The following is a 20953-nucleotide window of genomic DNA, read 5'->3' as shown; positions in this document are numbered from 1 at the left end:
TTTCTCGCCACCCCAATTTTGGGGAGGATCTGCGGTCGGCCGCCTGTGACTTGGACCGAAGATTTCGCTTGCAGGTTTGACGGCGACATAAAATTATCGCGTCATTTTTCGTGCAGAATACGACATGGGCGGCGTGAGAGCCGCCCTGTCAGAAGATTGATCGTTTTTGTAAGATTGGATCGAGGATCAGATCCGCGGCAGATAGGTCTGGTAATCGAAACTCGACACGGTGCGCAGATAGGCCATCGCCTCCTTGCGCTTGGTGTCGCCATAGATGCGCTGATATTCTGCCCCGAAGACGTCGCTGATAAACGCCGACGAACGGAAGCGCTCGACGGCAGTGAGGAAATCGTAAGTGAGCATGTCGGGGTTTTCAGGCGCGCTATCCGGCGTCGTGACCTGGCCGGGATCGAGATCCTCTTCAAGGCCCAGCAGGATGCCGCCGAGGATGGCGGCAAGCAGCAGATGCGGATTGGCGTCCGCACCGGCGACACGATGTTCGATACGGGCGGCCGGGCCATCCTTGTCCGGAATGCGGATCGCCGTGCCGCGATTGCCGAAACCCCAGTCGATCTTGTCGGGGGCAAAGGAGCCCGGTTGGAAGCGGCGATAGGAATTGGCAAAGGGTGCGAAGATCAGCTGCGCATCCTGCATGCTCTTCAGCATGCCGGCGGTGATCGACTTCAGCTTCACCGGATCGCCACCCTTGGCGTCGAGGATATTGCGGCCCTGACCGTCGATGATCGAGGCATGCACGTGCATCCCGGAGCCGGCATGATCGCCATAGGGCTTGGCCATGCAGGTGGCCTTGAAGCCGTGCCGGCGCGCGGCAAAGTCGACGACGCGCTTCAGATAGATGCAATCGTCGGCCGCCGCCATCGCATCCGGCTTGTGCAGGAGATTGACCTCGAATTGCCCGGGGCCGAATTCTGCTGTCGTCGCGTCCGCCGGCAGACCCATCTGGTCGCAGTATCCGCGCACGGTGTCGAGGAAGTCTTCCATGGCAGCGGTCGCGCGCATGTCATAGAGCTGGTAGCCCTCGACCTCGCCATTCATGACCAGTGCCTTGGGCGGCATCGGTACGCCGGTCTCGCGGAAATCCGGCTCCATGACATAGAATTCGAGTTCGGTCGCAACGACCGGTGTCAGGCCCTTCTCCTCGAAGCGCTTCATCACATTGGCGAGGATCGCACGCGGGCAGACGAAATGCGGCTCGCCGGAGAGCGTGTGCATGGTGGCAAGCACCTGCTTGGAGCCAGGAGGCCCCCAGGGCAGCGTGGTCAGCGAGTTCCTGTCCGGGGTGCAAATGCCATCGGGGTCGCCGAGCGTCAGCGAGATCTTGGTGATGTCGTCATTATCGTCGCCCCAGATGTCGAGCGACTGGGTCGAGGCCGGCAGGCGCACCGTGTTCTTCCAGACCTTGTCCTCGGCCGTCAGCGGGATCATCTTGCCGCGCAAGTCGCCGTTCATGCCGACGAGCAGAACCTCGATGCGCGCGGAAGGGTCGGCTGCGGTCTGATCGGCGGCCTCGGTCGGTGCTGTCATGGGAAAACTCTCGTTGGCTAAGGGGCGGATTTGGCCGGAGGAACGCGGCAATCGGTGCCTTGCCAAACGCGTTTTGGACGGTCATGTTCGTAGCCGATAATGTTCCGCCTTTCAATGCGGGGCAAGGCAGGCACGCGGACCAAGTTTGGCCGCGAAAGCAACAGCTTCCGCCCCGGTCAAGGATCCGACCCATGAACAAGCCGCTTACCGCCGTCTCCAATCTCGGTGCCATCGACGCTGCCCATCACCTTCATCCCTTCTCGGACATGAAGAAGCTGAACGCATCAGGCACCAAGATCATCACCCGGGCGGAAGGCGTGCATATATGGGATTCGACCGGCAAGCAGTATCTTGATGCCTTTGCCGGCCTGTGGTGCGTCAATGTCGGTTATGGTCGAAAATCGATCGCAGACGTGGTTCACGCCCAGATGCTGGAGCTGCCTTACTACAACACCTTCTTTGGCACCACGACGCCGCCGACCACGCTGCTTGCCCAGAAGATCGCCGAAAAGACCGGGCCGAAGCTGAACCGCGTCTTCTTCTCCAATTCCGGATCGGAAGCCTCCGACACCTGGTTCCGCATGGCCCGCGTCTACTGGAAGGCGCTGGGCCACGAGACGAAGACGCAGGTGATTGCCCGCAAGAACGCCTATCATGGCTCGACTGTTGCCGGTGCCTCGCTCGGCGGCATGACCTGGATGCATGAGCAGGGCAACCTGCCGATCGAAGGCATCCACCACATCAACCAGCCCTATTGGTATGCCGAAGGCGGGGATCTTTCTCCGGAGGACTTCGGCCTGAAGGTCGCCCGCGAGCTTGAGGAGAAGATCCTCGAACTCGGCGAAGAGAATGTCGCAGCCTTCGTCGCTGAACCGATCCAGGGGGCCGGCGGCGTCATCGTCCCGCCCTCGACCTACTGGCCGGAAATCAAGCGGATCTGCGCCAAGTACCAGATCCTGCTCGTCGCCGACGAAGTCATCTCGGGCTTTGGTCGTCTGGGCTCGTGGTTCGGCCACCAGCATTTCGATTTCGAGCCGGACCTCGCCCCGATCGCCAAGGGCCTGTCATCGGGCTATCTGCCGATCGGCGGCGTGCTGGTCTCCGACCGGGTGGCCGAAGTCATGGTCAACGAGCTCGGCGACTTCTATCACGGCTACACCTATTCCGGTCACCCGGTGGCGGCGGCAGCAGCCCTTGAAAACATCCGCATCATCGAGGAGGAAGGCCTGGTCGAGCGTGTGCGCGACGATACCGGCCCCTATCTCGCGCAGGCACTCGCCTCGCTCACCGACCACGAACTGGTCGGCGAAGCCGTCAGCGTCGGCCTTATGGGCGCCGTCCAGATTGCTGCCGACAAGGCGACCCGCCGCCGCTTCAAGAAGCCTGATGACACGGGGACGGGCGTGCGCAACCAGTGCGTCAATGCCGGCGTCGTGCTGCGCGCCACGGGCGACCGCATGCTCTTTTCGCCGCCGCTGATCATCTCGCGTTCCGAGATCGACCAGGCGGTCGATACGCTGCGATCAGGGCTCGACTGGCTGAAGGACAATCGCGGCGAAGGCTGATCAGCCGGATGCATTCAGCGCACGCAAGCGCGCTTCGATGAAGGCGACCTCATGCGCCAGGGCCGTCAGCTCCTGGGCGGCCTTGTAGCGCTGTCGCGCCTCTTCCACGCGGCCCAGGCGTCGCAGCAGGTCGGCAGCAACGCTGTGGGCCAAAGCATAACGCTGCATCGATGGGTCGGCGAGCAGGGTTTCGACCTGCAGGAGGCCGGCGGAAGGTCCTTCGACTTCGGCCAGTGCCACCGCCCGATTGAGCCGGACCACGGGTGTGGGAGATGCCTCGAGCAGCAGGTCATAGAGGCTGACGATGCGCCGCCAATCGGTGTCTGCTATACTGGGGGACAGTGCGTGACACAGCGCAACCGATGCCTGCAGACCGTAAGCGCCGATCTCTCCGGCCGCGTGGATGCGGCATAGGAGCGCTTCGCCTTCCGCGATCAGGCTGCGGTCCCAGAGGTCGCGGTCTTGGTCTGCAAGCAGGACAAGGTCTCCGCGCGCGTCGAGCCTGGCATGCCGTCGCGACTGCTGGATCAGCATCAGCGCGAGAAGCCCGAGGGCCTCTGCATCCGGCAACATCGAGGCGACGAGCCGACCGAGATGGATGGCGTCCTCACACAGCCGCTCGGCGGCGCCCGCCCGCATGTGTCCCTCGTTGAACAGCAGGTAGATGACCGCGAGAACCGTTTCCAGGCGGCCTTCGAGCGCCTGCCCCTCCGGCACCGTGTAAGGGATGCGCTGGTCGCGAATGCGTGCCTTGGCCCGCACGATGCGCTGGGCGATCGTGGCCGGCAGGCCCAGAAAGGCTCGGGCGATCTCTTCCGTCGTCAGGCCGCAGACCTCCCGCAGGGCGAGCGCGATGCGTGCCTCTTCCGGCAGGGCCGGGTGGCAGCAGGTGAAGATCAGCCGCAACATGTCGTCATCGATCGTCACGGGCTCATCCTCCGCCTGTTGCGCGAGATCGGAGAGATAGGCGATGTCTTGCTGGTGGCGGTCGAGCAAAGCGCGTTTGCGCAACCGGTCGATGGTCCGGAAGCGACCGGCCGAGACCAGCCATGACACCGGGTTGCGCGGCATGCCCTTGGTCGGCCATTCCCGGGATGCCTCCAGGAAGGCGTCGTGCAGGGCTTCCTCGGCGAGGTCGAAACTGCCGAGCAGCCGGATCAGCGCGGCACGGATGCGCGGCGCCGACTGCCGGTAGACGGTCTCGATCTGCTGCGCCGGATCCTGCACGGGCTTCCCTCAGGTTCCGTCCAGCACGAGCGTCCGCACCGGCCGGACCTCCACCACGCTGTGTTGCAGTGATGGAATGCCCGACGCGATCCGGATCGCATCATCGAGATCCCGGGCTTCGAGCAGGTAGAATCCTCCGATATGCTCCCGGCTTTCGGCAAAGGGACCGTCATGCACCGTGATCCCCTTGGCCGAGCGCCGGATTGTCATCGCGCGTTCGGGTTCCTCCAGCGCTTCCGACACGATGTGGTGGCCAGATGCGGCAATACTCTCGTCGAAGGTGAAATGCTCGGCAACGATCCGACGGTGATCGGCCTCGGAAATTGCCGCAATCTCCTGCGGATTGGTATGGATGAAGCAGACGAAACGCATCAGGAAGCCTCCTCGACCATGGCGGGTTCGTCATGTTCGGGAATATCGCACAAGGCCCGGACTTCGATACTGCCATAGCGGGCGATCGGGACCTGGCTTGCGAGCTGGGTGGCTTCGGCAAAGTCGCGCGCCTCGATCAGCAGGAAACCGCCGAGATGTTCGCGGCTTTCCGTGAAAGGCCCGTCGGTCGTCGTGAGCTGGCCCTGGCGGACCCTCAGGGTGAGCGCCGTATCGGGTGAGGCCAGAGGGGAGGCGAGCAGAAGATGACCGCGTTCGGCGAGCTCGCGGTCATAGGCCAGCGATTGTCGATCGAGCTCGCGTTGTTCCAGGGGGCTCAAGGCCGCCATAACCTGCTCGTCGAGCCAGACCTGACACAGATATTTCATGCAGAAATCCTCCCGGTTTTCCGCCGGATGGTGGCGGATACCAGCCTTGTCGATTTCATCATCGCGAAATCGACAATGGAGCGCACGAAAAAAATCCGGCAGCTCTGTCGATTGGACAGGCGACCGGCCGACCAGGGGCACACGCTGACTGGAGGATGCCATGCATGTCGTCGAAGCCGCCCTGTTCGAAGCCCTGACCCAAAGCCGGAGACCCGCAAGGCCGGCCTTTGATCCGCAGCGCGTCAAACCCTCAGGAGACCCGCGAAGCTCTTTTCCCTTGTCGATGCTTTCGCGCATGACAGCCCGGGTGACGGGTCTGGCGAACCGCCTCCGTCATCCGGGTCGTCATCGGGTTCAAGGCATGAGCTGACCGCCATTGACGTCGATCGTCTGGCCGGTGATGTAGCCCGACAGCATTGGCGAGGCGAGAAAGAGATAGGCGCCAACGCAGTCATCAGGCGTGCCGGTGCGCTTCAGGGGTACACTGCCAGCGACCTGGTCGAGCTGGCCGGGCAGCGCAAACTTGTCCTGGAAGGGCGTCACGATGACACCGGGTGCCACCGCATTGACGCGGATATCGTATTTGCCGAATTCCAGCGCCATGCCCTTGGTGATGGCGCCGACGAATGCCTTCGAGGAGCCATAGACACCAGAACCCGCCGTGCCACCGGTGCGGGCCGAGATCGATGTCGTGTTGATGACGAAGCCGCCCTGTTTCTTCAGATGCACAATCGCTGCTTGCGTGGTGGAGAGCACGGAGCGGGCGTTCACATCCATCACCTTGTCGTATTGGGCGTCCGTCATGTCCTCGTAGAGCACGCGGCCGATCATGCTGCCGGCATTGTTGATCACCCCGTCGAGCCGGCCGAAGGCCTTGGCGACATGGGCGACCGCCTCGGCCATGGCTTCGGAAGATGCAGCATCGGCCTTGACCAGCACGACGCTGCCGCCGGCCGCGTCAATATCGCGGGCGATCGCATGAGCGGCTTCCGCATTGGAGTTGTAGTGCAACCCGACCAGCGCGCCCTGAGCGGCGAAGGCCCGAGCCAGCGCCGCACCGATACCACTCGACGCACCGGTGATGAGCACGGCCTTGCCGGCGAGATCGGGAATTGTAAGTGTTGTCATGGCGGTTTCCTCCTGTTGTCGGACAAGTTTAGACCGGCCTTGCGCCGCTTTGGCAAGGCCGGTTTTGTCGCCAATGACGCGATGCGTATCAGACGGTGCGCCACTCGAAGGGCAGCGGCGCCTCGCGGAAGGCGAAGCGGTCGAGATGGCTCGAAACCACGCCCTTCATCCTCTCCAGCACCTCGGGCGAGTTTGCCTCGATCTCGACAGTGAGTGTCTGGTCATCCGAGGTCATCACGGCCGTCGCCTCGGGAAACGAGACCACGCCCTTCTGTTCGCCCAGTTCGACCTCCAGCTTGTGCGCCCAGTGCTTGCAGAGCTGCTGTAGATATTTCCAGCCGCTATCGGTCGGAACCACTGCAATAGTCTTCACCATGATCAGAGCCTTTCAATCTTGCCGACCGCCTCATCGAGAATGCGGGCGACGTCCAGTTGGGTCTCGCGGGTCGTGCCTTCGCGGGACAGACAGTCGTGCAGCGCCTGTTTCAGATTGCCCATCGCGCGGCGGACGGGAGCCGTGTCCGTGCGTTCACTCACCTTGGCAAGTGCGGTCAGCCGCCCCATGGCGACGGCCAGCTCATCGGCGCGGTCCGTAAGGTGCTGACGGCCGGCTTCTGTAATGGTCATCAGCTTGCGCGGTCCATCGCTTTCGACTTCCTCCGCAAGGCCCATGTCGAGAAGCAGCGTCATCGTCGGATAGACGACACCCGGCGAGGGCGCATAGGCGCCGCCGGAGAGGCTCTCGATCTCGCGGATCAGGTCGTAACCGTGGCGTGGCTGGTCTTCGATCAGCTTCAACAGCACGAGCCGAAGCTCGCCGCCTTCGAACATCCGCCGCCGTTCGCCGCCACGGCCACGCGGGCCACCGCCCATCGGGCCACCAAACGGTCCGCCATGGCGCATGACATGCATGGCTTCGCGAAAGGCGAGATATGGATTGCCGCGCTCGCCGCGGCCGGAATGACACTGTTTCATGATGGCTCTCTCTCAATTGCAATTGCATCTAAGATATATCGTAGAATACTCGTTGCAAGAGGGCGGCGACATTTTCCGAAGGCCAGACTTGGGCCTTGGCTCCGCAAGCGGCGAAGGCCTAGTATGGCATCAAGATTCGAGGGGAGCAGGCGATGAGCGAAAAGCGGCACGAATACGGGGTCACGATCACCTGGCGGGGCAATTCCGGCACCGGAACATCCGGATATCGCGACTATGGCCGCGATCACCTGATATCGGCTGGCGGAAAGCCAGACATCCTGGCATCCGCCGATCCCGCCTTCCGGGGTGATCCCGCCCGATGGAACCCGGAGGATCTCTTCCTCGCCTCACTCTCGGCTTGTCACAAGCTCTGGTACCTGCATTTCTGCGCCGTCTCCGGTGTCATCGTCGTAGCCTATGAAGACCATGCCGAAGGGGTGATGGAGATGGATGCGGACGGGACCGGCCGCTTCGTCGACGTCCTGCTCAAGCCCCGCGTCACCATCAAGCGCGGGACCTTTCCGCAACTGGCCCTTGAACTGCACGGCGATGCTCACGAAAAGTGCTTCATCGCCAATTCCGTGAATTTCCCTGTGCGCTGTGAGGCGATGGTGGAGGAGGTCTGAGGCGTCGTCCGTCTGTCCTTCAATGCCGGATCAGGATGTAATGGAAGGTCGGTGCCACCTTTTGAGGATGCCCGGTGAAAGGCAGGCTGATCGCTTGCGCCGGCGGCAGCGAAGCGTCAGCCCCCAAGTGTGATTTCGCCCAGTCGAGCAAGGCAGCCGGTGCCGCAGCGGAACCGCCGCGCCAAACCAACACGACCGGCTTGCCGGACTTCCAGTCTTCTGTCGGCCGCAGATTGGGAAATTGGGTCGAGATCACAGCAGCCTTCGGCCAACGCATCTTCAGGTTACCGGCCGCCGCCCAGTCTGCGGTCACGATGATAGCCGGAGCCAACTGCTCCCGGTCCGTGAAGGCTCTGCGGAAGTTTTCATAGGGCTGCTGGTAATGCGAGGTCGAGCGGGAACCGGCTATGAAAGTGGCGATCGGGAGAAGAAGGATTATGCCCAGTGCCACAGGCATAAGACGTCGCAGGGCCGCCTCCGGGTCGAGACCCTGGGCTTCCAGCTTCAGTGCGAGATAGAGCGGCAGCATCTGCAGCAGGGGCAGCATCCAGCGATCGCGGACAGTCGTGAAGGTGACCGCGAAGATGAGTATCACGAGGATGGCCAGTATGGTGGCGAGGAAACTGCCAAAGAACCGGCTTTCCACCGTACCGGTCGTCCAAGACTTCGGGGCAGTCTTGCCGAAGGCAAGCCCGAACACGGCAAGCGCCGGTGCGGCAATGATGAACCCGATTGCCGCAAGATTGCCGAGGCCGATTGCGATCTGGCCGAGCCTGCTAGTCCCATCTGCCTCCTCGCCCATACGGGCGACGGTTACCGATGACGCCAGTTTCAGATTTTCGATGAACCAGAGGGCGTGCGGCAGGATGATAAGCGTGGCAATGGCTGCCACTGCAAGAATGCGCCAGTTGAAAATCCGCGCCCGACCTTCCGGATAAAGCAACACGGCCACGCCAAGTGCCGGCAGGAACAGCGCGAAATTGTACTTTGTCAGCATGCCGAAGCCGATCGCGGCGCCGAGCAGGAGGTAGTTCTGCACCGTGGGCGATCGCAGGATCATCACGGACGAGATCATCAGCAGGTTCAGCAACAGCATCGTGGCGGTCGTATGCGTCAGATCACGCTGCGCCTGCCAGAACATCTGCGGGATGAGAAAGAGGCCGAGCGTAGCCAGAACCGCGAAGGACGCGTTCTTCACCAGCATCCGTGAGAGCAGGTAATAGCTGGCTATGATCGCAAACAATGTGATCGATTTCAGCAGCGCGAGCCCGAACAGATAGTCGCCGACGATCGCGAAAATCAGCTGCTGGAACCAGTTGTAGAGTGGTGGCTGCGCGTCATAGCCCGCGGCGAGCCACTGCGACAGCAAGACCTGTTGCGCCTCGTCGATCCGCAGTCCGTCCGGCAGCAAGAGCCGGACGACAATCTGGCTGATGTAATAGAGCGCGAAGACCCACAGGATCGAAGGCGCCAGCCGCGCTATGCGCTCCCTCCAACCGGACAAGATCAGTCGTCCTTCTGGAACACGGTCCGCACGATGTAATTCGGTTGAGCATCGTCACGATAATAGGTTCGAGCGATCATCTCTGCCAGAATCCCGGTCGTGATCAGTTGAATGGATGAGAGGAAGAGCATGAAGCCGAGAATCAGCAACGGCCGGCCCCCGATGTCCTCTCCAAAGACAACCTTTTCGATGAAGAGCCAGCCGAGGACGATCGTGCTGAGGAAGCCCGTGCCGAGGCCGAGCGAACCGAAGAAGTGCCCGGGTCGTGCCTTGTAGCGCATGAAGAACATGACCGAGAGAAGGTCGAGAATGACCCGGAAGGTGCGGGAAATGCCATATTTGGAGGTGCCGTGTTGGCGGGCGTGATGCGTGACTTCGATTTCGCCGATGCGCGAACTCGGCACGACGCTCGCGACCCAGGCGGGGATGAAGCGGTGCATTTCGCCCATCAGCTTTACCTGCTTGATCACGGAGGTCCGGTAAATCTTCAGGCTGCAGCCGTAATCGTGAAGTTTCACACCGGTGATGCGGCCGATCAAGTAATTGGCACACCATGAAGGGATCTTGCGCAGTACAAGCCCGTCCTTGCGATTCTTCCGCCAGCCGACGAGCAAGTCGAGTTCGCGCTCTTCGAGCGCCTTGACCATCGCGGGAATGTCTTTTGGGTCGTTCTGCAAGTCGCCGTCGAGTGTCGCGATCAGCCGGCCGCGGGCGGTGTCTATGCCGGCCTGCATGGCGGCCGTCTGGCCGAAATTGCGCTGGAGTTCAACAATTTTGAGGTCGAGGCCGGGGCGAGAGAGATAGCCGCGCGCTGTCAAAAGCGTCCGGTCCGCACTGCCGTCATCGACCAGCACCAATTCCCAGGTGCTGGGAAATGCCGCCATGGCCTCGACAATCCGCTCGATGAGCGGGCCGACGCTTTCGTCTTCGTTGAAAACTGGCACCACAAGGGAGAGATCCGGAGCATCCGCCATCGGGATGCTCTCCAGACTCGTTTCGATCATCGCACTCACGCAGAAACTCCATGTCGACCCGATGGTCCGCGACGGCCATTTCATGCTAAGGCCGGCCGGAGCCATCTGTGGGTGCACGACTATATGAAATCGAATCAGGATGCCAGCCGGGGGCGGTGGTTCACGCGCAATCGCGTGTGGCTCGTGACCGCAGTGACACTCGTCGCCTACGCGGTCTTTCTCCATGTCGCATTCGGCTTGCCCACGCTCGCGCGGCAAGTCGCAGCGATCGGCATGTTGCCCCTTGTGGCCACCCTGACGTTGCTCGTCATGACCTATGTGGTGCGCTGCTGGCGCGTCGCGGACTATTTCCCAGGAGAGACCAAAGGCCAGTTTCGCCGTCTCCTGAAGCTGACCCTTGTCCACAATCTTCTCAACATCATGCTGCCGCTGCGCTCCGGGGAAGCAAGCTTCCCGTTGCTGATGCGGTCGGAATTTGGCATGCCGATCACCCGGGCCACGGCCGCCTTGCTGGTTATGCGGCTTCTCGACCTGCACGCACTGCTCGCAGCAGCCGGCATTGGCCTAGTTCTCGGGCAGGGGGCGGCACCCTGGGGCATTGCGCTCTGGCTCGCTTTCCTGCTGGCGCCAGTGCCCCTCTTCTCGATCAAGGGGCCGATCCTGCGATTGGCGGAGCGACTGCCGGAACGGCTGCAAGTCTTGGTGGATGAGATCGAGCAAGGTCTGCCGGCTGGTCCGGCGGCTTTTCTGCGGGCCTGGGGCGCGACCCTGGTCAACTGGGGTGTCAAGGTCGTGGTGCTTGCCTGGGTGCTGCGGCTTATGGATGTCGCGTCGATTGCGGCAAGTTTCGGCGGTGCCCTGGGCGGCGAGCTCTCTTCAGTCCTCCCGGTCCATGCGCCGGGCGGTGTCGGCACCTATCCCGCCGGCATCGTCGCCGGGGCCTTGTCCTTCAGCGCCGAGGTATCGCCTGCAAATCTCGCACGGATCGGCAAGGCCGCCGTGAATGCGCACTTTATCATCCTGATCTCCGCTTTCCTGGGGACGGGCATTGCCGTTCTGGTCGCGCCGTCGAAGCCACAGGCCTGAACGAAAACGGGCGGCCCATGGGCCGCCCGCGTGACTTCGATTACTGAAATGCCGTCTCGAAGAAGCTTCGGAGCTTGCGCGAATGCAGCGCCTCTGTCGGCATGGCGCCGAGCTTTTCCAGCGCCCGGATGCCGATCTGCAGATGCTGGCTGACCTGCGTCTTGTAGAAGGCCGTCGCCATGCCCGGAAGTTTCAGCTCCCCATGCAGCGGCTTGTCGGAAACGCAGAGCAGCGTCCCATAGGGCACACGGAAGCGGAAGCCGTTGGCGGCGATCGTTGCCGATTCCATATCGAGTGCAATGGCGCGCGCCTGCGACAGGCGCTTGACCGGTCCGCGCTGGTCGCGCAGTTCCCAGTTGCGGTTGTCGATCGTCGCGACCGTGCCGGTGCGCATGATGCGCTTGAGTTCGAAGCCCTCGTAGCCGGTGATCTCCTCGACCGCGTCTTCGAGTGCCAGCTGCACTTCCGACAGGGCCGGGATCGGCACCCAGACCGGCAGGTCATCGTCGAGCACGTGATCCTCGCGCATATAGGCATGTGCCAGCACATAGTCGCCGAGACGCTGGCTGTTGCGCAGCCCGGCGCAATGGCCGAGCATGAGCCAGGCATGTGGTCTGAGAACCGCGATATGGTCGGTGATCGTCTTGGCGTTGGAGGGGCCGACGCCGATATTGACGACGGTGATGCCACCATGCCCCTTTTTCTTCAGGTGATAGGCCGGCATCTGCGGCAGGCGACCGAGCGCGACACCTTCCGTCGGCTCTGTATGGCCCGCAGGTGTTACAACATTGCCGGGCTCGATGAAGGCGGTGTATCCGCTGCCGCCGTCAGCCATCAGTTTGCGCGCATAGGCGCAGAATTCGTCGACATAGAACTGGTAATTCGTGAACAGCACGAAGTTCTGGAAGTGGTTCGCGCTCGTCGCCGTATAATGCGAAAGCCTTGCCAGCGAATAGTCGATGCGCTGCGCCGTGAAGGGCGCCAGCGGATGCGGCTGGCCGGGCAGGGGCTCGTATTCGCCATTGGCGATCTCGTCATCGGTGACCGTGAGATCGGGCGTGTCGAAGATGTCGCGCAGCTGCATGTCGACGAGCCCGCCGGCAGAGGCTTCGACATGGGCGCCCTCCGCGAAGGCGAAATGCAGGGGGATCGGCGTTGCCGATTCCGATACCGTGATCGGCACCTGATGATTGCGCATCAGGAGCGCGAGCTGTTCTTTGAGATAATGACGGAACAGCTGCGGTCGAGTGATCGTGGTGGTGTAGATTCCGGGCGACGTCACGTGGCCGTAGGAGCGACGGCTGTCGACATGGCCGAAGCTCGTCGTCTCGATGCTCACCTGCGGATAGAAGGCGCGGTAGCGGCCTTCGATGGGACCGCCTTTGGCGAGCGCCGAGAAAGCGTCGATCAGGAATGTCGTATTGCGCTCGTAAAGCGCAGTCAGTGCATCGACGGCCGCAGTCGCGTCCGTGAAAACCTGAGCTGTGAACGGCTCTGGGCTGATGGAGTTCTGGGGTGCGGGGGACAAGATTCGTGTTTTCATGGCGCATTATAGGAGACGAAATCTGACAAGCAAACGACGTCATAGCGGATGCGTCAAGAATTCTTGCAAGACGAAACAAGACGCTTGCTGCGCGACGCTTTGATCAGAAGGTCGGCCGGCAGCTGTTGAGGCCTGTCGGCGTGCAGCTTGCAACCATGCCCGAGGACAGGTGACGAACACCCGGCTGGTTGTTGACGACAAGCTGGGCGAACATGACGGCGAAAATCGCCATGGTCAGCGAGATGATCGTGAGACGACGTGCCAGCTTTGCCATGTGCGTGATCCTTTCCAATCCGATGAAAAGCTTCTAGCGCAGCGGCTCTGAACCTCGTCTGAGACGACGGTTCATCTGGCATTCAGAAGGGTTAATCGAAATTCACCGTTCTCCGCCAATGACCTTTTGCCTTGCCGCGGCTTCTGGCCAAACCGGGAGCCGACGGGCACCGTCCCGTCCCGTTCCTCCTCCGGAAAGGCCACGCGCTTGGTGCTGGCCGCAGATTTCCATGTCGGCCTGCTCGGATGTCGAAATGTCTTCGAACCCCAGGGCGGCTGACTTCGACGTCGCCCATATGATGGTCGAGATAGCGACCGGCTTCATGACCTCGCGCAGCAACGAGGGTTCATATGGTCAAGCGCTTCAAGGGCAAGGAGTATGGACTTCGCGTCTTTGTCTTCGAGGCCCCCGACGGAAACCGCATCGACGTCGGGCAGCCCATCTGAAGTGTCCATGAACGCATAAAAAAGGGCGCCGGTTGCAGCCGGCGCCCTCTATGTGCTTCTAAACGTCGATCGCCTCAGAGGCGTGTCCAGGTCTGTGTCTTGCAGAGCACGGCCATGACACAGCCCTTCATCTTCAGCGAATTGCCGGAGACGGAGCCGGCACCCGAATAGGTCTTGTCGGTTTCCGGATCGGTGATCTCGCCCTTGTAGCTGTCGCCGCTGCCGGCCATCTTGCCGATCTGCTTGCCACTGTGCTGCCCGCTCTTGAGCGTCACGCAGAAGGAACCGCCGCAGGGCGCGATCTGGGCTGTGGCACCCGACGCGGTCTTCCAGTTGCCTTCGATGGGTTCGGCGGCCTGGGCCGAAAAGGCCGAAAGCGCGAATGCTGCCGCAATGATGATGGAACGCATGGTCTGATCTCTCCTCCCGAGATGATGGTCCTTTCCCGAGGCCGGCTCCAGTCCTCTCTGCAGCCGGTCCAGCGGTTAAGATTTATCTTACGCACACGTAAAGGTAAAAGCAATCCGGCCCGAAAAAGCAGGCGTGGATAGCGGCCGGACACTGCAAATTCGGCAGTTTTCCAGAATCGCTTCGGAAAACACGGTGAAGAATTGGTTGATTTCACAGCGTGAAACTTTCGTAAATTTTGTCGCGAAATCCTTGGATAGCAGGCCATGTGATACTTAACGGAATCCGAAGTTTACGAAGCTTTTGTACTTTGTTTTCAGCAAATTAAGGATGCATTTTAAGCGAGTTTCAAAGACCGTCCGGCATAGTGGACCCATCAAACGAGCAGGGAAAAACCCCGCCGAACCCGACCGAAGCAAGAATGACCGGACAAAGATCCGGCGCTGTTTCGGAAGGGCCCGCAAGGGAAAACAGGGACATTTGAGAAACTAGGCAAACAGGGACAAAACCAATGGCACGCTTTGAAATGCACAATTCCGAATATGCCACGATGGGTGGCGAAACCCGGGCCGACGTCTTCCGCGACATGGGCCTGATGTATGCGACCGGTCGCGGTTGCCCTGTTGACCTCGTGTCGGCGCATAAGTGGCTGAACATCGCCGCGATTAAGGGCTGTGACCGCGCTGCCGAGCTGCGCGCCGACCTCGCAGAAACCATGAGCAAGATCCAACTCGCCGAGGCGCTTCGTGCCGCCCGCGAATGGATGACCATGCACTGACCAATTGCGGCCGCGACAGCGGCGGGAAGATTAGAATAACAACCCAGTGGGGAACGTGGCGGGGACCTTTGGACGGGGCCAGGGCCAACACTTTTCAAGACCGCGACCGGCAGAAACAAGGCCGGCGCGGTCTTTTTCATTGCACGGACGTCAGCGCAGGTGCGCGAGAACCTTTGGCAGTGCCTCTTCGAACAGATCGATATCTTCAGGCAGACCTGCTGAGACCCGGATGCAGCGGTTGAGCGGCGCCAGGCCCGGCATGCGGATGAAGACGCCGTGCTCCATCAGTCCGTCGACAATGGCCCGGGCGAACACGCCATCGCGACCGGTATCGATCGCGACGAAATTGGTCGCCGAGGGCAGGGGAGTCAGTCCATTGGTCGTCGCGACCGTTGCGATGCGGTCGCGCGCCGCCTTGATCCGCCCGACAACCTCAGAGAGATAGGCCTGGTCTGCCAAGGCCGCGAGCGCTGCCTCTGTCGATAGCCTGGGCATGCCGAAATGATTGCGAATCTTGTCGAAGGCGCCGACAGTGCCCGGCGTGCCGACCCCGTAGCCGACGCGGGCGCCCGCCAGGCCATAGGCCTTGGAGAAGGTGCGCATGCGAATGACATTCGGCAGGTCGATCAGCGCATCCGTCGCCGGGATGGACCCCGCCGGCGCCGTCTCGCTATAGGCCTCGTCGAGAATGAGGAGTGTGGTCGAGGGCAGGGCGCGGGCAAAGGCGACGATGCTGCCTGCATCCCACCAGCTCCCCATGGGATTATCCGGATTGGCGAAATAGACGAGGGGAGCATCTTCCCGCCTGACAAGATCCAGAAGGGCGTCGAGATCCTCGCGATCGTCGCGGTAAGGGGCGGTCACGAGACGGCCGCCGAAACCATTGACGTGGAAGTTGAAGGTCGGATAGGCGCCGAGCGAGGTGGCGACCGGCACGCCGGGTTCGATGACGAGGCGCACGATGAGACCGAGCAGGTCGTCAATGCCTTCACCGATGGCGAAATTCTCCGGCTTCAGGCCGAGATGAGCCGCCAGCGCCGCCTTGAGCGCATGGTTCTCCGGATCGTTGTATTTCCAGATTTCGCCTGCCTTGTCGGCGATCGCGGCCAGCACCGAAGGGGCCGGGCCGAAGCCGCTTTCGTTCGCGCCGATGCGGGCCCGCACGGCAAGACCGCGCTGCCTTTCAATGGCTTCGGGACCGACAAAGGGAACGCTGGCGGGAAGAGAGGCAGCAAGGGGTGTGAAGCGTGAAAAGGCGGTCATTGCGAAGCGGGTTCCGGCGGATCGAGTTCGATCCGCTCACAATAAGAAGCCCAGCTTCGGACGCAAGGCCGGATCGTCCAGGATCGGGCGTCTTCCGACAGCCGGGTGTTCAGCGGCCGAGCCTTGCTCCATTGCCGTTCTGGAAGGGCTTCACGGGTGTGTTGACGGCTTCGCCGAGCATGAAGTCGGCGCGGACGATCCGGTGCAGCATATGCTCGGAAATCGGCGCGATGAATTTGACCCCGACCCGGTTGCCATTGCGATAGGCCTCCGCACAGCCGATGCGGTCGGCAAGGCCGACGATCTGCAGATAATAATGAGAGGAAAGACCGATGGCGGTCGTCAGCTCGATGGCAGCGCCGCCTTGGGATATGTCGACCACTTCGCAGCTGCGGATCGTGATGCCGGTGAGGCCTGAGCGGACCGACATGACCTTGGCCGGCCGGCGAACATAGAAGCGCTCCCATTTGCGCTCGTACATTTCCGATCGGACTCCAGCCAGATGCGTCGCATTTTCCATCGCCATGACCGGCTCTCCCAATTTGTCTGCCCTGCACTCTGGAGATGAAGATTTGCATTAGCATCAACAAGTTCGATCAAGTTTTACCGATGTCGAATATTCGGTGCCAATGCGCTCGAGGCAAGCAAAGGGACGCGCCAAAGACCGTGCGCGCCGGCCCGGCATGCCTTGCCCCTTGGCTGAGTGAACAAGGTGTCGCGGGTCAGTGGCCGGTTTCGAAGGCCAGGCGAACGACGTGGTGAAGGAACTCCGGATCGAGCAGCATGTTGAAACCGACCGTCAGCTTCTCGGCTTCGCGGCGGATCAGCGTGCACCCGATATCGTCGTGGATGCCGAGGATTTCGAGGAAGAAGTTCGACGGCACGATGACATGGGGAGAAACGTCGAGCTCTGCGCCATGCAGTGAGATGGTGCGGATCAGGCAACGCTGAGACTTTGACATGCTCAGGTGATGGCCGACAAAAACGATCTTGCCGGGCCGTTCAATCCTGTATTTCTCGAAGATCTGGTCCCGAGGAATGTCAGATTTTGTGTCAGCTATCCTTTGCAAGGGCATGTCACCCTCCTACCGCGTCTCGTTACAGGAACAGCCTAGCGCATGGTCGTTACCAGATGATGGATGTGATGGCTCGAATGCGAGCGTCATCGGGATTTCCCTGTTCTGACAGCACCTTCGCCAGGCAAGACCTGTCCCATTTCGAACAGCGATGGCGGATCATGCCTCCGAAAGGCAGTTCCTTCAGGGATCTGAGAGCGCGCTTCGGTGCGGCTGGCACAGGGCGGACAAACTTGACCGAAAATTGCCACAGGGCTAGGCCTTGCTGCACGACATCGCCGTCGGTCAATCGTCGGCGATTCCTATGAGACAGACATTTGGGAGTACAGTACGTGGCGGGACGATTGGTCATAGTGGGGGCAGGGCAGGCGGCTTTTGCACTGGCCGCGAAGCTGCGGATGCTGAAGGATGCTCGCCCGATCACCATGATCGGAAATGAGCCGGTCCTGCCCTATCAACGCCCGCCGCTGTCGAAGAAATATCTGCTCGGTGAGATGAGCTTCGACCGCCTGCTGTTTCGGCCCGAAGCCTGGTATGCCGAAAACAATGTCGAGATCCGGCTGTCCACACCGGTCGAAGCGATCGATCGCGAAGAGCGCAGCGTCAAGCTCTTCGACGGCAGCGATATCCCTTACCAGACGCTGGTCCTCGCCACTGGCGCCACTCCACGCCGCCTGCCGCCAGCCATCGGTGGAGACCTTGGTGGTGTCTACACCGTGCGCGACAAGGCGGACGCCGATCGTCTGGCCGAGGAGATGAAGCCTGGCCACCGACTGTTGATCGTCGGAGGCGGCTATATCGGCCTTGAAGCCGCTGCCGTGGCGCGCAAACTCGGACTGGATGTGACGCTGATCGAGATGGCCGACCGCATTCTCGCCCGCGTTGCAGCCCGTGAAACGGCCGACGCGATCCGCGCGATCCACGAGGCCGAGGGTGTCTCCGTCTCCGAAACAACTGGCCTGACGCGGCTGATCGGCGATGAGGGGCGGGTGAAGGCGGCGGAGCTTTCGGACGGTCGCGTGATCGACGTCGATATGGTCATCGTCGGGATCGGCGTGGCCCCGAATGATCGCCTGGCGGCAGATGCCGGGCTCGAGGTGCAGAATGGCATCGTGGTGGATGCCTTCGGGCATACCAGTGATCCGGCAATCTTTGCCATGGGTGACTGCGCCGTTCAGGACTGGAAGGGGCAGCAGGTGCGGCTCGAATCCGTCCAGAACGCCGTCGATCAGGCGGAGGCGATTGCAGCCGTGCTCGCCGGTGGCACCGAGCCCTATCGTCCGAAACCCTGGTTCTGGTCGGACCAGTATGAGGTGAAGCTGCAGATCGCGGGCTTCAATCTGGGTTACGACCAGACGGTGGTCCGTTCCGGTGCGCGCGAGGGCAGTCTGTCGATCTGGTATTTCCGTGACGGCGACTTCATCGCCGTCGACGCGATCAACGACGCCAAAGCCTATGTCACGGGCAAGAAGCTCCTGGACATGGGGCGGTCGGTCGACAGTGCTGCGATCGCGGATCCCACGCTCGACCTCAAGGCTCTGATCGCCTGAGGGGCTGAAACGAAGCAAGTCGCGCCGAATTGCTGACGGCAATCAAAAATGACGAAGGCCGGCAAGATGCCGGCCTTTGTCATTGTTATCCATGAAGGCAGTGGTTCAGTTGGTGCCCATTCTCTCGAGCACCGGAACGCACATGTCGAGGTCGTGCGACGCCAGATGCGCATAGCGCATGGTCATGGTCAGTGTCTGATGACCGAGCCACATCTGGACGCGGCGAATGTCGATCCCGCCCTGGACCAGTCGCGATGCACAGGTATGACGCAGCACATGCGGCACCACGTCCTTGTCATCGGCAAAACCGATGGCATCCTTGGCATTGTGCCAGGCAACGCGAAAACGCTGTTGGTCGATCTCGGCAAAGGGGCCGGCATGGCGCCGATCCGAAGACGCAATGGCTTCAGCCGCCCTCTGAGTAAGGGGTACGGACCGCGAGCGGCCGGATTTCGTCACCCAGAAGGTCACGCGGTTCTTGTGAATGTCGCCCCAGCGGAGGTTGAGCCCCTCGCTCAGGCGCGCGCCGGAATCGACGAGAAAAAGGCAGAAACGATAATAAAGTTCGGAATGCGCACGGATTTCGGAGAACAATGCATTCTCTTCATCCCGGTCGAGAAAACGGATTCGACCTGCCTTTTCCTTTTGTCGTTTGAATTCCGGCAGACTGTGAACGTCTCCCATCTTATACGCCTTTCGCAGCAGTTTGCTTAAGGCCGCCATCTTTCGATTGATGGTGGCATTGCTGTTACCGCGTTTGCGCAATTTGCCAATCAACTGGTCGAGCATCTCGTCCGAAAAGGCCGAAAAACTCGGAAAATCAAGGAGATCGTGAAGCTCTCCGATAAAATTTGTTACGTTATATTTGTGGCTGCCATTCATCCACAACAGGTCGCCATATTTGCCGAACAGTTCGCGCAGATTTGTCTCGCGCACCTCGTGCAGGACTGTGCCCTGATTGTATTGATAATGAACCGAATAATCGGGCACGCCTACAAAGACGTCAAAACCCTTCACGGCCGGCATTTCCACCTGCATGTATCCCCCAAATTTCCCTTTTGGCGAGCACGCGAACGAGCTCACCGCCCGTCCCCACGGGCGTACTTATCGTTATATCTGATAACAAGTATAGTGCAAAACAGCACAAACTGTCCGGAGCGGCTCGCTTCGAGCCTGTCAAATGGTGTCGATTGGACCTCTTTCTGCAGGATTCCGGTAGGGCTACCGGCGGCTTAAATCATTGAAACCAAGGGCAAGGCAGCGGCGGATCCGCAAAGCCAAAGAGGGTCCGGCTCGTGAAAGCCGGACCCAACACTTTTTCGTCAATCCGATGTGGATTAGAACGAACGGGTCAGGCGAACGAAGCCATCCCAGTTGCTGTCGCCACCTTCTTCGTCGATGTAACGAACGTCAGCCGATGCAGTCAGGCCAGCAGCGAGAGCGTATTCGATGTAGAGGTCTGCACCCCATGCATCGTCGCCGCCGTCGAAGCCGTAGTCACCCCAGTAAACAACCTGCGGAGTGATGGAGAGCTTTTCGGTTGCCTTGAATGTGTAGGCAGCGCCGACAGTCCATTCAGCTGCGAAGTCGTAGCCTTCAGCCTGGCCAGAAGCCCAAGCGGCAGCGATGCCGAGCGTGCCCGGGCCGAGGTCTGCGGAGACAACGCCAGCAATTGCGCCGTCTTCGTCGCCGAAGTCGTATACGCCGTTGAGGGTTACAGTCGCCATGCCGAGGGTAGCCGAAGCAACGGCTTCGAGACCAACTTCGTTGCCGGCATATTCGTCGGACAGATCGTCAATGCCGAGACCGACCGTGAAGGCGTCAGCCGAGTAGGTGTAGGAGACGGTGTTGAAACGGGCGTTGCCGAAGAAGGCATCCGATTCACCAGCCAGACCCCAGTCATCAGCCCAGGTCAGCGAACGACCGACCTTGAAGCCACCGACAGTGATGTATGCCTGGTCGAGGCCAACGTCAGCGCGGCCGAGATCTGCACCCTGCGAAGCCTGGATGCGGATGTAGGAACCGATGGTGCCGAGCTCGGAGTCGTTCTTGGCGTCAAAGGTCAGACGGGCGCGAACTTCGCTGTCCCAATCGTCGCCATCAGCAGATTCAGTTTCGTTGACGTAAACAGTCGCACGAACTTCGCCGCCGATCTTCAGGCAGGTTTCGGTGCCGGGGATGTAGAAGTAGCCGGTGCCGAAGGCGTCGCAAACGCGAACGTATTCCA

The 20953-nt window shown here is 61.1% G+C and carries 22 protein-coding genes; 5 read left to right on the top strand and 17 right to left on the bottom strand.

Annotated elements, in window-relative coordinates:
• Positions 1 to 186: 186 nt before the first annotated feature.
• Positions 187 to 1545, bottom strand: a complete 1359-nt coding sequence (locus tag LJE98_RS17540) for a glutamine synthetase family protein (RefSeq protein WP_229576500.1) — start codon at positions 1543 to 1545, stop codon at positions 187 to 189.
• Positions 1546 to 1736: 191 nt separating this feature from the next.
• Here LJE98_RS17540 and LJE98_RS17535 point away from each other — a divergent pair, with 191 nt between their 5' ends.
• Positions 1737 to 3110 (top strand): aspartate aminotransferase family protein, encoded by a 1374-nt coding sequence (locus LJE98_RS17535; protein WP_229576499.1) that lies wholly within the window; start codon positions 1737 to 1739, stop codon positions 3108 to 3110.
• On the opposite strand, the gene LJE98_RS17530 is transcribed toward LJE98_RS17535, so the two are convergent.
• The 6 genes from LJE98_RS17530 to LJE98_RS17505 all read right to left on the bottom strand — a co-directional run bounded on the left by LJE98_RS17530 (position 3111) and on the right by LJE98_RS17505 (position 7198).
• Positions 3111 to 4337 carry an RNA polymerase sigma factor gene (locus LJE98_RS17530; RefSeq protein WP_229576498.1) on the bottom strand — a complete coding sequence of 409 codons (1227 nt, stop codon included), beginning with the start codon at positions 4335 to 4337 and terminating at the stop codon, positions 3111 to 3113. It lies immediately after the preceding gene.
• Between the two features lie 9 nt (positions 4338 to 4346).
• The gene (locus LJE98_RS17525; protein WP_229576497.1) at positions 4347 to 4709 is read right to left on the bottom strand and encodes a YciI family protein; all 363 of its coding nucleotides are present in this window, start codon (positions 4707 to 4709) and stop codon (positions 4347 to 4349) included.
• Positions 4709 to 5095: a YciI family protein gene (locus LJE98_RS17520; RefSeq protein ID WP_229576496.1), complete on the bottom strand. Its 387-nt coding sequence runs from the start codon at positions 5093 to 5095 to the stop codon at positions 4709 to 4711. The genes LJE98_RS17525 and LJE98_RS17520 overlap by 1 nt, the downstream gene beginning before the upstream one ends.
• Positions 5096 to 5449: 354 nt before the next feature.
• Positions 5450 to 6223, bottom strand: a complete 774-nt coding sequence (locus tag LJE98_RS17515) for an SDR family NAD(P)-dependent oxidoreductase (protein WP_229576495.1) — start codon at positions 6221 to 6223, stop codon at positions 5450 to 5452.
• Between the two features lie 88 nt (positions 6224 to 6311).
• Positions 6312 to 6599 carry a DUF2218 domain-containing protein gene (locus LJE98_RS17510; RefSeq protein ID WP_229576494.1) on the bottom strand — a complete coding sequence of 96 codons (288 nt, stop codon included), beginning with the start codon at positions 6597 to 6599 and terminating at the stop codon, positions 6312 to 6314.
• A gap of 2 nt (positions 6600 to 6601) precedes the next feature.
• Positions 6602 to 7198 (bottom strand): PadR family transcriptional regulator, encoded by a 597-nt coding sequence (locus tag LJE98_RS17505; RefSeq protein WP_229576493.1) that lies wholly within the window; start codon positions 7196 to 7198, stop codon positions 6602 to 6604.
• 152 nt (positions 7199 to 7350) lie between these two features.
• Between LJE98_RS17505 and LJE98_RS17500 the strand changes: the two genes are divergently transcribed.
• The gene (locus LJE98_RS17500) at positions 7351 to 7824 is read left to right on the top strand and encodes an OsmC family protein (protein ID WP_229576492.1); all 474 of its coding nucleotides are present in this window, start codon (positions 7351 to 7353) and stop codon (positions 7822 to 7824) included.
• Positions 7825 to 7843: 19 nt separating this feature from the next.
• Here the strand turns inward: LJE98_RS17500 and LJE98_RS17495 are convergent, their stop codons facing one another.
• Both LJE98_RS17495 and LJE98_RS17490 read right to left on the bottom strand, forming a co-directional pair.
• Entirely contained in the window at positions 7844 to 9328 is a 1485-nt protein-coding gene (locus tag LJE98_RS17495) for a glycosyltransferase family 39 protein (protein ID WP_229576491.1), read from the bottom strand.
• A gap of 2 nt (positions 9329 to 9330) precedes the next feature.
• Positions 9331 to 10332: a glycosyltransferase family 2 protein gene (locus LJE98_RS17490; protein WP_267499117.1), complete on the bottom strand. Its 1002-nt coding sequence runs from the start codon at positions 10330 to 10332 to the stop codon at positions 9331 to 9333.
• Positions 10333 to 10425: 93 nt separating this feature from the next.
• Here LJE98_RS17490 and LJE98_RS17485 point away from each other — a divergent pair, with 93 nt between their 5' ends.
• Positions 10426 to 11388 carry a lysylphosphatidylglycerol synthase domain-containing protein gene (locus tag LJE98_RS17485; protein WP_229576490.1) on the top strand — a complete coding sequence of 321 codons (963 nt, stop codon included), beginning with the start codon at positions 10426 to 10428 and terminating at the stop codon, positions 11386 to 11388.
• Between the two features lie 40 nt (positions 11389 to 11428).
• Here LJE98_RS17485 and LJE98_RS17480 read toward each other — a convergent pair whose 3' ends face one another.
• The 3 genes from LJE98_RS17480 to LJE98_RS17470 all read right to left on the bottom strand — a co-directional run bounded on the left by LJE98_RS17480 (position 11429) and on the right by LJE98_RS17470 (position 14061).
• Entirely contained in the window at positions 11429 to 12931 is a 1503-nt protein-coding gene (locus LJE98_RS17480) for an AMP nucleosidase (protein ID WP_229576489.1), read from the bottom strand.
• A 103-nt stretch (positions 12932 to 13034) separates the two neighbouring features.
• Entirely contained in the window at positions 13035 to 13205 is a 171-nt protein-coding gene (locus tag LJE98_RS17475; RefSeq protein WP_229576488.1) for a hypothetical protein, read from the bottom strand.
• A 520-nt stretch (positions 13206 to 13725) separates the two neighbouring features.
• Positions 13726 to 14061 carry a DUF2147 domain-containing protein gene (locus tag LJE98_RS17470; RefSeq protein ID WP_229576487.1) on the bottom strand — a complete coding sequence of 112 codons (336 nt, stop codon included), beginning with the start codon at positions 14059 to 14061 and terminating at the stop codon, positions 13726 to 13728.
• Between the two features lie 509 nt (positions 14062 to 14570).
• Here LJE98_RS17470 and LJE98_RS17465 point away from each other — a divergent pair.
• The gene (locus tag LJE98_RS17465; RefSeq protein ID WP_229576486.1) at positions 14571 to 14837 is read left to right on the top strand and encodes a sel1 repeat family protein; all 267 of its coding nucleotides are present in this window, start codon (positions 14571 to 14573) and stop codon (positions 14835 to 14837) included.
• Between the two features lie 150 nt (positions 14838 to 14987).
• On the opposite strand, the gene LJE98_RS17460 is transcribed toward LJE98_RS17465, so the two are convergent.
• From LJE98_RS17460 to LJE98_RS17450, 3 genes are all read right to left on the bottom strand, one after another.
• Positions 14988 to 16100, bottom strand: a complete 1113-nt coding sequence (locus LJE98_RS17460; protein WP_229576485.1) for a pyridoxal phosphate-dependent aminotransferase — start codon at positions 16098 to 16100, stop codon at positions 14988 to 14990.
• Between the two features lie 109 nt (positions 16101 to 16209).
• Positions 16210 to 16626 carry a PilZ domain-containing protein gene (locus LJE98_RS17455; RefSeq protein ID WP_229576484.1) on the bottom strand — a complete coding sequence of 139 codons (417 nt, stop codon included), beginning with the start codon at positions 16624 to 16626 and terminating at the stop codon, positions 16210 to 16212.
• A gap of 196 nt (positions 16627 to 16822) precedes the next feature.
• Entirely contained in the window at positions 16823 to 17176 is a 354-nt protein-coding gene (locus tag LJE98_RS17450; RefSeq protein ID WP_229576483.1) for a hypothetical protein, read from the bottom strand.
• A 332-nt stretch (positions 17177 to 17508) separates the two neighbouring features.
• Between LJE98_RS17450 and LJE98_RS17445 the strand changes: the two genes are divergently transcribed.
• A complete protein-coding gene (locus LJE98_RS17445) occupies positions 17509 to 18726 on the top strand; it encodes an NAD(P)/FAD-dependent oxidoreductase (RefSeq protein WP_229576482.1) in 1218 nt (405 codons plus the stop codon).
• 105 nt (positions 18727 to 18831) lie between these two features.
• Here LJE98_RS17445 and LJE98_RS17440 read toward each other — a convergent pair whose 3' ends face one another.
• Both LJE98_RS17440 and LJE98_RS17435 read right to left on the bottom strand, forming a co-directional pair.
• Complete coding sequence (locus LJE98_RS17440) at positions 18832 to 19764, bottom strand: tyrosine-type recombinase/integrase (RefSeq protein ID WP_229576481.1); 933 nt, start codon at positions 19762 to 19764, stop codon at positions 18832 to 18834.
• A gap of 299 nt (positions 19765 to 20063) precedes the next feature.
• Positions 20064 to 20953: porin (locus LJE98_RS17435; protein WP_229576480.1), on the bottom strand; the 890-nt coding region annotated here is incomplete at its 5' end.

The sequence above is a fragment of the Rhizobium sp. 'Codium 1' genome (assembly GCF_020889605.1).
GTDB classification, from domain to species: Bacteria; Pseudomonadota; Alphaproteobacteria; order Rhizobiales; family Rhizobiaceae; genus Allorhizobium; species Allorhizobium algae.
The sequence above is the reverse complement of the archived record's forward strand: the minus strand, read 5'-3'. Positions and strand labels throughout refer to the sequence as shown.